The sequence below is a fragment of the Paraglaciecola arctica BSs20135 genome, from assembly GCF_000314995.1.
In the GTDB taxonomy this organism is placed as follows: Bacteria; Pseudomonadota; Gammaproteobacteria; order Enterobacterales; family Alteromonadaceae; genus Paraglaciecola; species Paraglaciecola arctica.
In genome coordinates this window covers 86,624-100,477 of record NZ_BAEO01000009.1, presented here as the reverse complement: position 1 = coordinate 100,477, position 13,854 = coordinate 86,624, and the positions used below count along the sequence as shown (strand labels likewise).

The following is a 13,854-nucleotide window of genomic DNA, read 5'->3' as shown; positions in this document are numbered from 1 at the left end:
GAATTGCTTTTGATTTGGTTTTTTAAAAAATAGCGGCTTTGACTCCAGATGACTTTGGTATTTCTTTTATCCCAAAAGTTGTTAGGATGGTGTTAATAGTAGTGGATGAATACCTCAAGATAAATGGGGTAAATCCTATGCATAGCCGTGGTTTAACTGGCTTGCTGTTGCAATAAAAGGAATACAATGTCTGCGGACTATTACAACAATCAAGTTAATGAGATTTCTCAGCAGTATTTGTCTGTTACCTTTGAAGACGTACACAGCACTTGGTCACAGCATTTAACGCCTATCTTAGAAAAGCCTAATGCCTCTATTTTGGATATTGGCGCGGGGGTAGGGCGTGATGTAAAACGTATCGCTGAACTTGCAGCCGCAATTCAAACCCCAGCCCAAAGCATATCTAACACTTGCCAAATCTACGCGGTTGAACCAGCAGAAGAACTTATGAAAGTAGGGCAGGTAACCACTGCCGCACATAATGTGCATTGGCTGCAAGATTCTCTGCCTTCACTCGACAAGATCACCCGTCTAGAAATCAGCTTTGACTTAATCCTACTCAGCGCCGTTTGGATGCATGTTCCACCTTCTCAACGTAACCGCGCCTTACGTAAACTGGCTAACTTACTTAAGCCGGGTGGAAAAATTGTTATCTCTCTCAAGTTTGGTATGACAGCAAGCGAGCAACAAGAACGCAGTATGTACAATGTGAGTGTGGAAGAAGTAGAAGGTTTAGCGCAAAACCTAGGGCTGTTTTCTACATTAGTCACAGCAAACCAAACAGACAAACTAGGCCGTGACGAGGTGCATTGGCAAACCCTTGTTCTGCAAATGCCAGATGACGGCACAGGCGCATTCCCTTTTATTCGCCATGTGGCAATTAACGACGGTAAAGCTGCCACTCACAAGCTGGCTTTATTAAGAGTGTTGTTACGCATTGCCGACGGCCATCCAGGGGCAGTATTACGCCGCGAAGCTAACCCAAACGGTGACAGGGTGATTTTACCCGTTGGTTTAGTCGCCTTGTATTGGTGCCATCAATATAAAGAATTAATTGATACTCACCAGTTATACCAAACACCCAATAAAAGCCCGAACATGGGTTTTATGAAAGCCGATGGTTGGCATAAGTTAACCCATCGCACGGCGGCAGATTATCGTATTGGTAACTTGTTTATAGGTGACGATGCCATCGCCTTACACAAAACCATTTCGGCTGCTGTTAGCAACATTAAAGACATGCCTTGTCGTTTCATCACCCTGCCAAATAGTGACAAAGCGGTATTTGAAGTAGACAAAAAAAATGTCAAAGCCAAAGACAGCCTTTTTCTAGATCTACAAAGCCTAGAACAATGGGGCGAGTTTTCACTGCCAGAATCTACATGGCTAGCCTTCAACCGATACGGCTGTTGGATAGAGCCAGTATTGGTCAGCGAATGGGTAAAAACCATGGCCAGTTATTCTGGCAATCAACAATATGCTACGGCAGAAAATCAGCACCATTTACAACAAGCATTAAACTGGTTAGAGCCCAAACGCACCACCACTGAAGTACGCAATCGCTTTGAACAAGTGAAACAACAAACCCCCGAGCTAGCTCAATGTGTATGGTCGGCAAAGTCACTAGACAAACAATACGATATTGACCACAGCATGCCTTTCGCCCGCTGGCCCAATAACGACCTATGGAACCTCTTACCCACCGACTGCAAAATCAATAACCAAAAAAGCGACCGACTACCCACAGAACAAAAATTAAAAAACGCCAAACAGCGTATTCAACACTGGTGGCAACAAGCTTGGCTTAAACCAAGTGATACCAACCTAGAAATACAAGAACAAACAGCCAGCTACCAAGTCAGCCGATCTAGTACCGCTGAGGCAAATACCTCAACAGAATTAGAGCAAACAGCCACTAACCAACCATGGCAAAACAAACGTTTTTTCGCCGAAGCCAACATCGCCTTACCGGGATTAACTTCAAGTAACGAATCCATCGACGACTTGTTTGAAGCACTGGTGATACAGCGTGGTAGGTTGAAAGAGATGCAGCAGTTGAGGGAGTGGTAGTCATTAGAGTTGCTCAATGTGCTAGTTTGATAATGGCTTATTGGGTTTAATATTTTGGTAGGTTGTATTGATGTGGGCATGTGATTACTTTGTATTCCTATTATTCAATAAGTTGTTACGATGGGTGTCTATGTAACTGACGGGTGTCTATGTAACTGGTTCCACCAAAAATAAACGCTGTGACAGCCCCATAGGATTGATTTTCGCTAAAATGAATAACTAGTTTTTCATTAAACTTTTCGAATAATTCAAATATTGCCGAAGCCAATGGGGTGTCTGTGTAGAGGCTCAAAGTTATCCTTAATACTGTTAAAATAAGTAATCAGCCAAGAGTGTAATGTCTTGGCTAGATAATTACCAAATTGTTAAAGAACGAAATTCTTAAAATATTTCAGGTGACGACATAAAACGTACAGCACCAAACTTTTCTCAAGCTGATTCCATTGCTAATTGGTCTGAGTCATATGAGCCATCTATAAATTGAAACTGAAAAAATTCCATGCAGAGTGCCTAAACTATTATCCTTTAGGCAGATGATTTAGCTTCATTTCTATAGAAGTATCGGAGTCAGAACAAGGTTATTTTAAACAACAAGATCAAAACCACATTAATAACCTAGTTCTGCGGGATCAAATTAATTCAACAGTAAAATAGTTAGTTCAGGGCTGGGCTTTACTATCCCATTTTTAGATCTTTTCTCCGTGCTCTCTGTGCAGCGTAGCGCTCTGTGGTGAATAGCTTTAGTCTTAGCCCTATATCTGATGCGTAAACTTATCCCCCTTAGCTAACCATCTTGAAAATCTATTTTGTAATTCTCTGTCGCTCATATTAAAAATTTTCATGGTTTGTTTAAACGACAAGGTATTGCATAGGTTTTGTTGTTCGGCTTTTAGCATTTTTACCAGTTTGGCTTTTCGTTTTGTATCGTCCATTAAGAAATAAATAAACGCCCAGCTTGTACTGTATAAGTTACTTTGTGATTGGCTGTTCCACTCCTTTCTTGAGGCGCTTAATACCTTGCGTAAAGGAAGCGGGCGGTATTTGAGTTTGCCATTTTCATACCAGCTTTTATTACGTGTGATTATTGCACTACTGAGATTGATGGTGATGTTTTCTAGGTATTCGGCCATGCCTTCGTTGAACCATTTATTGCTATTACCTATGATGCCGCGATTAATGGCATGTACAGATTCATGTATGGCAGAGGTAATGGCTTGCTCTGAGCTGTAGTACATAATCACGGCTTCATTGGTGCCATTGTCATAAAAGCCTGCAGTGGGGTTAAGGCTTGGGGCGTGTTTTTTGGAATAGGCGAGAAAACGCTGTTTAGAGGTGAAAAATCTTAGATTGACGACTACTTGTCTTAGATCTTCTTTGGCAATTAATTGGCCGTATAGGGCAAACAATTTATTGATGGAGTGGGTGAGTTTTTCTTTAAATTCAAAAGGTACATTTGCACCACTGATATTCAATTTAAAGTAATCAAATATTTTAGGTCCTGCTATTGTCAAAGATTGCGAGTCAGTATCTTCTGGTTTGCTATCGCTAAAATTGGTGACTCCACTTTTATCTTTCCAAGTGTAAATCTTGCTTTGAGGTTTGACTTTTACGTTGCCAAGAGAGTGGTCGATACAGCTAACAGTATTGCGTTGTGTTTGAGGTAACTCTTGATGTTCGTATTGTAGCGCTGGTGATTTTACTGCTTTTTTATCAATTGAGGCCAAGTCTAAGGGCGATGTTCCCGCAAAGTTGCTGTTATCAAAATAGCCAAGTAGCTGGTTTAAAAAGGGCGGTAAATAGAGTTTTTTATCATCTAGATAATAGGCAAGTTGAAAACTGGCTATAAACGCCAGCAGGATCAGAATTCCGTTTCTTATAAATTTTAACAAGCGCGTGCCTTTTTTAATTACAAACTAGGAAACACAAACCTAAGCGCAACATACACACAGATGCCTGCAATAACACTTACCCGCCAAAGTACATAAGAAAATTCTTTTAGAATAGAAAGGTTTATATGAGTCATGATCAATCCGTGATTTTAAGTTTAGGGTTTAAATATACCCTTAAGTCAGAGTTGTTCAATGTGGCGTTTGATAACTGGTTATTGAATTATATATTTTGGTAGGTCATGTAATTGTAAAAAATCAAATGACTTTTACTTTTCAACGAACCTGACCCTTCAGGTCCAGCTAACCACCTCGAAAATCTATTTTGTAATTCTCTGTCGCTCATATTAAAAATCTTCATGGTTTGCTTAAACGACAAGGTATTACATAGGTTTTGTTGTTCGGCTTTTAGCATTTTTACCAGTTTGGCTTTTCGTTTTGTATCGTCCATTAAGAAATAAATAAACGCCCAACTTGTACTGTATAAGTTACTTTGTGATTGGCTGTTCCAGTCCTTTCTTGAGGCGCTTAATACCTTGCGTAAAGGAAGCTGGCGGTATTTGAGTTTGCCATTTTTATACCAGCTTTTATTACGTGTGATTATTGCACTACTGAGATTGATGGTGATGTTTTCTAAGTATTCGGCCATGCCTTCGTTAAACCATTTATTGCTATTACCTATGATGCCGCGATTAATGGCATGCACTGATTCATGTATGGCAGTGGTAATGGCTTGCTCTGAGCTGTAGTACATAATCACGGCTTCATTGGTGCCATTGTCATAAAAGCCTGCAGTGGGTTTAAGGCTGGGGGCGTGTTCTTTGGAATAGGCGAGAAAACGCTGTTTAGAGGTGAAAAATCTTAGATTGACGACTACTTGTTTTAGATCTTCTTTGGCAATTAATTGGCCGTATAGGGCAAACAATTTATTGATGGAGTGGGTGAGTTTTTCTTTAAATTCAAAAGGTACATTTGCACCACTAATATTCAATTTAAAGTAATCAAATATTTTAGGTCCAGCTAATGTCAAAGGTTGCGAGTCAGTATCTTCTGGTTTGCTATCGCTAAAATTGGTGACTCCACTTTTTGTCTTTCCAAGTGTAAATCTTGCTTTGAGATTTGACTTTTACGTTGCCAAGAGAGTGGTCGATACAGCTAACATTATTGCGTTGTGTTTGAGGTAACTCTTGAGGTTGGTATTGTAGCGCTGGTGATTTTACTGCTTTTTTGTCACTTGAGGCCAAGTCTAAGGGCGATGTTCCCGCAAAGTTGCTGTTATCAAAATAGCCAAGTAACTGGTTTAAAAAGGGCGGTAAATAGAGTTTTTTATCATCTAGATAATAGGCAAGTTGAAAACTGGCTATAAACGCCAGCAGGATCAGAATTCCGTTTCTTATAAATTTTAACAAGGGCGTGCCTTTTTTAATTACAAACTAGGAAACACAAACTTAAGCGCAACATACACACAGATGCCTGCAATAACACTTGCCCGCCAAGGTACATAAGAAAATTCTTTTAGAATAGAAGGGTTGAAATGAGTCATGATCAATCCGTGATTTTAGATTTAGGGTTTAAATATACCCTTAAGTCAGAGTTGATCAATGTGGCGTTTGATAACTTGTTATTGGATTATATATTTTGCAATATCTGATGCCGTAGAATTAGTGTCATGTTTTGATACATTGAATGTTAGTGGTTGCAGTAACCAGGCTGATTTATTATTTGCACATCAGGTTTTAATGGCTGGTTTAGTTACTGACGCGGGTCATTATCGCAATGGTAATGTTGGTGTGATGAATGGTAAGCAAGTAGTACATATGGCTCCGCAAGCTGACCGTGTACCGCAACTAATGGCCGATTTGTTGGCGTGGTTACAACAAACTGATATACATCCGCTGATTGCCAGTTCGGTGTTTCATTATGAGTTCGAATTTATTCATCCGTTTAGTGATGGTAATGGCCGTATGGGGCGCTTATGGCAAACGCTTATTTTAAGCAAATGGAGTCATTTATTAGCGCAGCTCCCTGTAGAGAGTATGATCCATAAGCATCAAGCCAGTTATTATCAAGCCATTAATATTAGTACCCAAAAAGCCAATTCTGAGTCGTTTGTTGAATTTATGCTTGAGGCCATTTTAAATACCTTAACAATAAGTAGTGACAAAGCTACCCCTCAAGTTACCCCCCAAGTTACCCCCCAAGTTAAAATGCTTCTGAATGTTTTATTTGAGCAAAAACAAGGGTTAGATCGAGAGCAAATTCAAAGCCTATTATCATTAAAAGACCGTAAATCATTTCGTGAACGTTATTTAAAACCTGCATTAGTCGCCAGCTTAATTGAAATGACAATTCCAGATAAACCTAACAGTAAGTTACAGCAGTATCGGTTAACTGAACTAGGTTTGGCTTTAGTGGGTTAGTCCTTTTTTGAATTCATTAAATTCTTTTTCATATTTATCGTATTTTTTACTCTTATCAGAAAACCAGTCCATTATGTCTAGATTAAAAAATATAATTTTCTCATCTCCTTTGCCAACGACGCCAAAGGAATATTTATTATCTATATGCAGGGTTAGTCCCAGAGGAAATTCTTTGCCATCAGGCCTGTCGTTGTATAGCGAAGTGATAGATATTCCAAGAGGTAGGCGGTTTTTCCACCAGTTGATACCAAGCCATTCAATAGCCGGTACTGGTTTAGCCTCTTCTCCACGTGATGCGTCAGGCATATAGCTGTAAACTAAAGTTGGGTGTAAGGCAAAAAATTGAATAGGTGGCGGGCCCTGCAAATCTGCTTGTTTCCATTTATCTGAATAGATCCAAGTTGTAACCATGACATCTAGTGATGTTTGGAACATTGAATCTTGCATAAAGTTTTTCCAGTCGGCTTCTATTAAAGCTGCATGTTGGGCGATTTCAGAATAGCGTTTGTCTTTTCTAAATACGTTTACTGCGTCTAAGGATTTTTCTAAGTTTTCCGATACTTTTTGGCAAGATACAAACGGCTTAGTGCCATCTCCGATTTTGACGTTTTTACATTTTTCAGTAGGGTCAAATACAATGGCTACATCTTGGTTTTCTATCGGTAAGATATCAGGTAAAACTATTAATTTGATTTTTTGGCCAATGCCCCCGCCAAGGGTATCCAAAGACACCATACGGCCTTTGTTTACATAGTCACTCCATATTGTAGCAAACTCAGTAAATCCATTAAAATTCATTATTGAAGTTCGCATTTTTTCTACTACTAATTTAGATAATTCATTTCTTTGCTCAAACTTGCCTTGGCAATCTAATACAGCCATTTCTTTGGTGATTTTGTCGATGTCGGTAAACAAGGTGTTGAGTTTATTTAATTCAGTTTTATCGCAGGTTAAATAGGTAACATTTGTTTCAACAATTTCTATGTTCGATGGTTCTGCCGCGACTGACTCAAGTGAAAAAGTTAAAAGCAAAAGTAATATACCCATTTTATGTATTCGATTTAAATGGCTTAGCTTTTTCATATATTATCTCCTGGCATCATGGAAACTAGATTGTCGGCAAATAAAAGGGATTCTATTCTTTGTTGATAGGCTTTAACTGAGTCTATTAAATTTATCGCATTATCAATTGCGATGATCGGGGCATCAATTGAATCAACTAAGTCATCCCACAATGTTTGAAGGTTAGCTAAATCACTATTGAAGGTTGTAGCCTTATGTTTGTCTATCGCTGAGGCTAAGTTGTTCGCATCGATACCTGACTCGGTAGAATACAGGTCATAAATTAAGTTAAGGCCAATTTCGGGATGAGCTAAGTAACCTGTTAAATCATGAGTGTTAGCTTGAGTTATGCCACTCGGATGATGAAAACGACCATTGACTGGTACACGTTCATAAGGCTTGACCAACATAAAGGGATCATATTTGTGAGCCGCAACCGTCATCTTTTTAATGCAACCACCTATATTATCGGTCACTACATTTGTTTTTGGATCAGCACCGTTAATATCATTTAACCCATGTATGATCCTGCTAACGTTGGCAATAGACCAATATTTTTCTATCTTGTCATGGTCGGTACTAAAATGTTGCTCGTCACCATCGCCATCTCTATATATCTTAGACAGTGAGTCGTTAATTAACGCGGTACCAAGGCTGTAGCCTAATATATGTATTCTTTTACCTTGGAATAAACCAGCTCGTTTTTGAGCGATTAGGTCATTTATAAAATTACTTCTAAGTCGTTCCCCCCACATTGTTAAACCGTAATAAATGACATCTAAAAGGTGGGAATAAAAAAACTTATCACCGGATAAATTGGTTGCGTAATCGTTCAATTTAGCAATGACGCCGGTGTTAATTCCTAACTGCGAAAATTCACTTAGGGCTTCAGATTCTTTTTTTCTAATGCCATCTAACAGAATTCCATAATTATGCTCATAGAACTCTACATCTTGCATATAATCAAAGTTTAAACCAGCAAACTCTAATGATTTATCTAGACCTGCTTGTACTTCTTTTGTCATTTGGCCTGGTTCATAAGTGCCCATACCATGCACTAAAATAATCAAGTTATTAGCCATTATTATCCACTCTTAAAGTATTTGAAATTAACAAATAAGTTTGGAAAAACAGTGCTGAATGAACACTTCCATATGCTTTCTTGCGTCGATTGATGTGCGCCCAATACCATCAGTGATTAGTATGTGCTGCTGTATGTTTTTTATCCACTTTGTTTGTGGTTTTATCAAATATAAATAGACACTATAAAAAATATCTTAGCTAAACTAAATATTGATTGGGCATTTCAATGGGTGTTTGATAAATGCGTAAAAGCGCAGTGTTAGTCAGATACTAGATACCAAAAATTAAATTTAAGGTAATAATTATGACGATCCAAACCTCCTTAAAACGTAGAAAAACAGATGCGAATAGTTGGAACTGGCGTTGGGGCCAACTCACTTTTTTTCCATCGCTAGTCGCCATACTGACAACTTATTGGTTGGGGCTAATATGGTTCCTTGAATTATTAGAAAAAATGAATTTTGCGCGCTTGGCCAAAGATGACAATCTAATAACAGAGATATATTTGAAGCAGCTTTTTTGCCTAGGGGTTTTAGGGGGAGCGATGCATTGTAGTATTTATATTGCTAAAGAATTTAATTTATACCATTCGAAGAAAGACCTATCTACAGCGCCAATGTTATTCGATTTTTTAGGATACATAATACAAATTATTGGAGCGGGATTGACTGGCATGTTATTGCTATTTGCATTAAAAACAGGTTTGGTTGTTGTGACTACAGGCTCTACCGATATAATAAAAAATATTCCCGCATCTCATATACCTTACTCAGAGTGGTTTATCGCTTTTGCTGGTGGCATGGGAACACACCATGTAAAAGCATTTCTAGATAAGTTTTTGAAAAAATCAACCGGGACGGCTGGTAAACTAGGTGGAGGTCATGACGATAAATGACCTAAAATATAAAAGGAGTAATAGTCGTTTTATACTAAGTAAACTTGCCTAGATTTATATGAGCGATCCTGTGATGTCAACATATAACCTATCCTATCGTGCTGTATTTCAGCACGAATATCCCGTCCTGAAATACATCGACATGCCTATGGTAGTGACAAAGTCACCCCACAAGTTACCCATCAGCATTTATCTTTTAAAAAAATAAAATGCCGGTATGGCTGTTACGCCTTTTTCTAAAATATCGTTGCCATCAGCTAAGTGGATTTTAGGCGTTGGTGCAAAAACATCACCATAGGATGCACCTGTTACTATCACTTTTTCAGATAGTAATTTTTGCAATTCTATGGGTAATCTACCGGTAAAAACGATAGCCTCTGGATCGAGTAAGCTTTGAATGGCTTTTAGTGGAAATTTCATGGTTTCTACACAAGCCGTTACCCAAGACATTATATTGCTATCTTGATTATCTATGGCTTGTTGCACTCTTTGGGGTGTTGCTGGTTCGCCCCAAATGGCACTTAAATGTTTGTAAAGTGAGCCTATTGTTGGCCTTGGAAGGGATTTGTCACTACTAAAAAGAGCAGATATTTCCCCGGCGTTACCAAAAGCACCATCGACTACTCCACCTTCAAACACAAAACCACCACCAATATCTAAGGTAAAAAGCATGAGATAAAAACTTTGTAGTTTTGCGCCTTTCTGGGTAAGTGAAAAGCCGATAGACGCAGCGTTCCCATCGTTTTCAACAAAACATTGTTGTTGATATCGTTTGGCAAAGGTTTCTTGAAAATTAACTTTTGACCAACCTTGCGGATCTTGTTGCGAACATATTCGACCTTCTGTATCGGTAAAAAAACCAGAAATTGAAATGCCAATACCTAACACATTAATCGAAGGTTTTATTTCAGAAAATAATTGGTCGAGCATCGAAATTGCGGCTTCAATAGCCAGTTCAGCAGAAAGGAAAGTGCCGTCTTTGCAATACCTTATGATATTGGTTCGATCAAGATCGTCCAACAGTACCACCACTCGGTCGTGTTCGAAGATAACACCTACACTTGCGAAAACGCCTGGCTCTAAAGTCAAGTAGGTAGCGGGTTGACCACGTAACCCAGAAATTTTTGAATGTTCTGAAACTATGCCTAGGGATAGGAGATGTTGTGTAAGCCTAGTTAGTGTTTGGTTAGATAATCCTGTTGCTTTGGCTATTTCTGCTCTTGTGGCTTTTCTGTTTCTACGAATATTCTCAATGACTTTCTTGTGACTGCTGTTTAATTGTTTTTCTATTGTTGAAATAGAACTAACCTTTTGATTTGTATGCACCTTTATCTCCTTAAATGACTTGGATGATATATGCCAAGGACACCAATCATTACAAGTCATTGGTTAGAATAACAACTAGTAAATTTAATTACCACAATGATATTTAAATATTGATATTTTATACTTCTATGAGAATTAACCAATAAGTCGTAATTATAACAAACTGATAAATAAGAGATTTATTAAAGCTAATGTATGTGGTTACAACTAATAAGTACTGATGTGTGATTTAATGGTTGACAATTATTGGCCTCGTAGTTAGTTTAAGTACCGACGTGGTACTTAATTATAAAAACACACTACAATGTTGAGGAAAATTCATGCACAGAACAATTGTTAATTCCAAACAAAAGAAACTCAGTAAAATTTCTACAGCCGTTATCTTAGGCCTACTAAGTGGCGCTTCGGCTAACCTTTACGCTCAAGAATCAAGTGAAGGTGATATTGAAGCCATAACCATTACAGGTGTTCGTGGTAGCTTATTAAAATCACTTAATCAAAAGAGATTTTCGAACAAAGTTGTTGATGTTATTACAGCTGAAGACATCGGTAAGTTTCCAGAAGCGAACCTATCAGAGGCGCTACAACGAGTCCCAGGGGTAACATTGAATCGTAACCCAACAGGCGAAGGTTCTGCTATCAACCTCAGGGGGCTAGGGCCAGAATTTACCTCAACAGAAGTTAACGGTATGTTGGCTGGTGGTAGTGAAGGTACGCGTGGTTTCTCTTTTGAAATTTTCCCTGCAGAGTTATTTAATAGTGTAGAAATTTCTAAATCAGTGACTGCCGATCAAGTTGAAGGTGGTATTGCTGGTAGTGTTTCTTTGTCGACACCTGATCCACTTTCGACCAAAGAACAAGTATTTAACGTGTCTGTTTACAATAATTACAGTGAAAATGCTGGTGAAAACAGCCCTAAAGCTTCAATGGTTTTTAACCACAATTGGAATGATACCTTTGGCGTTAATGCTGCGGTAGTATATTCAGATACCGCTATGCAAAACAATGAAGTACGTGGCAGCAGCCATACACCTTTATCTGCTGTTTGGAAGGGACCTGCTGTTGGTGAGCCCGGTGGTGCAACTCAAGAAGAACTTGATGCTTTATACCCACGAATAGAAAGTTTTGGCTATACCTCAGAGCAAAGAGAAACTCTAGGTGCGGTGTTAGGTTTGCAATGGCGACCTAATGACGACTTAGATATTAAATTTGGCGCCTTGATGGGTAGTATTGACGGCGACCGAGTAGAAACTATTCTTGATGCCCCTTCTGAAAGTAACATTACCGCAGTGAACAATGTAGTAATCGAAAATGGGGTTGCAACACAGGCCACTTTAACGGGTGTACAACAACGTGTTGGCGCAAGACAGTCGATAATTAATGAAGACGTTAAACAGTTCACTCTTAGTGCCGATTGGCATCTTTCAGATAGTCTGACTTTCTCTCCTTACATTGGTCATTTTAGCCGCGAAAAATCTGACAGCAATGATCTGTTTTCGTTTAGAAGAATGGCAGATGATGGTAATTTTTACCCCGCCGACGTTAGTTATATTATGCGAGATAAATATCTTGAATGGTCAACCAGCGGAACTGACTTTGCCAGCAATCCTGAAGAATTTGTGGTGAATGTATTTATTCGTCGTCCATTAGAAAGAAAAGATTCTAACAATACCTACAAATTCGATTTTGATTACGATAATGGCGATTTGATGAAAGTCGATTTTGGCTTACGTTATACCGACAGAGAGTTAGAACAAACACAATCTAGAACTAACCTCAGAGCCGCTAATTTTCTAGCTGATGGAGTAACGCCTCTTAATCGTCGTACTGATATACCTACTTTAGCTGATGTTTATACTCCTTTAGATAGGTTTGAAGTAGATGGAGCTGGTTTTGCGCCATCAACTTTAATTGGTGCTGATCCAAGCAAAGCTTTTGCAGCTTACTTTAATGCTGATGGCTCGCTTATTGATGGCATGACGGCAGATGTAAACGAACCTTTTGCACTTATTAATAGCTTTGAATTGCAAGAAAAAACCTTAGCGGTTTATGCTCAAGCAAACATCGAAGTGAGTGACGATCTTACCTTTAGTACCGGCCTTCGCTTTGTTAAAACCGATCAAACCATTGGTTCACAGGCAACAACTGATTCATCTGATCCAGATGCGTTTACCCCTGTTACTTTGGAAAGTGATTATCAAGAAGTGCTGCCTAATATAAATCTACGTTATGCGCTGAACGACGATATGGTTATTCGTACTGCTTATTTTAAAAGTTTAACTCGACCTGCCTTGGGTGAACTAGCGGCATTCGAAAGCTTTAATGGTATTGATGCTGGTGGCGGTCGTGGTAGTAGAGGTAACCCTGATCTACAACCTTTTACCGCTGACAACTACGACATTGGCTTTGAATGGTATTTTACTAGCGAAGCGGTTGCGGCAATCAATATCTTTTATAAAGACTTAGATGGATTTATAGATACCTCTTCAACCACCGAAACTAGAGAGTTCCCAAGACAAAGTGATGGTGTCATGGTTAGTGGACCTATCATCTTTACACAACCTGCTAATGGTGTTGCGGCGACAATCACAGGTATTGAATTGGCTTATCAATCTAGACTTGGTTTTATAAGTGAATCTTTGGAAGATTTTGGTTTGCTTGCTAACTACACCCTTATTGACAGTGCAGCTCAATATTCTGATGAGGGTGACGTAAGAAACTCAGGTTTACCTGGTCTTTCTGAAAGCAGTTATAACCTTGCTGTGTATTATGATATCGAAAACTTTAATGCGCGTATGTCTTATACTTGGAGAGATGGATATTTGGTTGCTTTTTCTTCAACTGCTGGGATCCCACAATGGCAAGAAGACTACGGACAGCTTGATTTCTCAGCGAGTTACAATGTAACTGAAGCATTGCAACTGCAAGTGCAAGGATTGAATCTTCTAAGTGAACAAGAAGTGAATCGTTCGGTGCAAAATACTCCTTACGATCTTGCACAAATTGATAGAAGATTTGTAGTGGGTGCTCGATACTCATTCTAAAAACCTAGTGTGAGTTTAAATAAAGGAGTGCCCTAAGGCGCTCCTTTATTTTCCTACCAAATAATTAA

The 13,854-nt window shown here is 38.8% G+C and carries 11 protein-coding genes; 4 read left to right on the top strand and 7 right to left on the bottom strand.

Going from position 1 to position 13,854, the window contains the following annotated elements:
* Positions 1 to 186 precede the first annotated feature (186 nt).
* Positions 187 to 2,070: a class I SAM-dependent methyltransferase gene (locus GARC_RS03435; RefSeq protein ID WP_007616748.1), complete on the top strand. Its 1,884-nt coding sequence runs from the start codon at positions 187 to 189 to the stop codon at positions 2,068 to 2,070.
* A gap of 115 nt (positions 2,071 to 2,185) precedes the next feature.
* Here the strand turns inward: GARC_RS03435 and GARC_RS26660 are convergent, their stop codons facing one another.
* The 4 genes from GARC_RS26660 to GARC_RS03420 form a co-directional block, all read right to left on the bottom strand.
* The gene (locus GARC_RS26660) at positions 2,186 to 2,362 is read right to left on the bottom strand and encodes a hypothetical protein (RefSeq protein WP_007616747.1); all 177 of its coding nucleotides are present in this window, start codon (positions 2,360 to 2,362) and stop codon (positions 2,186 to 2,188) included.
* 460 nt (positions 2,363 to 2,822) lie between these two features.
* The gene (locus GARC_RS03430) at positions 2,823 to 3,959 is read right to left on the bottom strand and encodes a DUF4124 domain-containing protein (protein WP_007616746.1); all 1,137 of its coding nucleotides are present in this window, start codon (positions 3,957 to 3,959) and stop codon (positions 2,823 to 2,825) included.
* A gap of 220 nt (positions 3,960 to 4,179) precedes the next feature.
* Entirely contained in the window at positions 4,180 to 4,986 is an 807-nt protein-coding gene (locus tag GARC_RS03425) for a DUF1570 domain-containing protein (protein WP_007616742.1), read from the bottom strand.
* A 34-nt stretch (positions 4,987 to 5,020) separates the two neighbouring features.
* Entirely contained in the window at positions 5,021 to 5,365 is a 345-nt protein-coding gene (locus tag GARC_RS03420) for a hypothetical protein (RefSeq protein ID WP_007616740.1), read from the bottom strand.
* Between the two features lie 192 nt (positions 5,366 to 5,557).
* On the opposite strand from GARC_RS03420, the gene GARC_RS03415 reads away from it, so the two are divergent.
* Positions 5,558 to 6,376, top strand: coding sequence for a Fic family protein (locus GARC_RS03415; protein WP_007616733.1), 819 nt, complete (start codon positions 5,558 to 5,560; stop codon positions 6,374 to 6,376).
* On the opposite strand, the gene GARC_RS03410 is transcribed toward GARC_RS03415, so the two are convergent.
* Positions 6,365 to 7,459, bottom strand: coding sequence for a hypothetical protein (locus tag GARC_RS03410; protein WP_007616732.1), 1,095 nt, complete (start codon positions 7,457 to 7,459; stop codon positions 6,365 to 6,367). The two genes, GARC_RS03415 and GARC_RS03410, sit on opposite strands and share 12 nt — an antisense overlap.
* Positions 7,456 to 8,520, bottom strand: coding sequence for a hypothetical protein (locus GARC_RS03405; RefSeq protein WP_007616731.1), 1,065 nt, complete (start codon positions 8,518 to 8,520; stop codon positions 7,456 to 7,458). Before GARC_RS03405 ends, GARC_RS03410 begins: the two co-directional genes overlap by 4 nt.
* Before the next feature lie 305 nt (positions 8,521 to 8,825).
* Here GARC_RS03405 and GARC_RS03400 point away from each other — a divergent pair, with 305 nt between their 5' ends.
* A complete protein-coding gene (locus GARC_RS03400; protein ID WP_007616729.1) occupies positions 8,826 to 9,416 on the top strand; it encodes a hypothetical protein in 591 nt (196 codons plus the stop codon).
* 189 nt (positions 9,417 to 9,605) lie between these two features.
* Here GARC_RS03400 and GARC_RS03395 read toward each other — a convergent pair whose 3' ends face one another.
* Entirely contained in the window at positions 9,606 to 10,742 is a 1,137-nt protein-coding gene (locus GARC_RS03395; protein ID WP_007616721.1) for an ROK family transcriptional regulator, read from the bottom strand.
* A 320-nt stretch (positions 10,743 to 11,062) separates the two neighbouring features.
* On the opposite strand from GARC_RS03395, the gene GARC_RS03390 reads away from it, so the two are divergent.
* On the top strand, positions 11,063 to 13,786 hold the full coding sequence (locus tag GARC_RS03390; RefSeq protein WP_007616719.1) for a TonB-dependent receptor: 2,724 nt from the start codon (positions 11,063 to 11,065) through the stop codon (positions 13,784 to 13,786).
* The last annotated feature ends 68 nt before the right edge of the window (positions 13,787 to 13,854 follow it).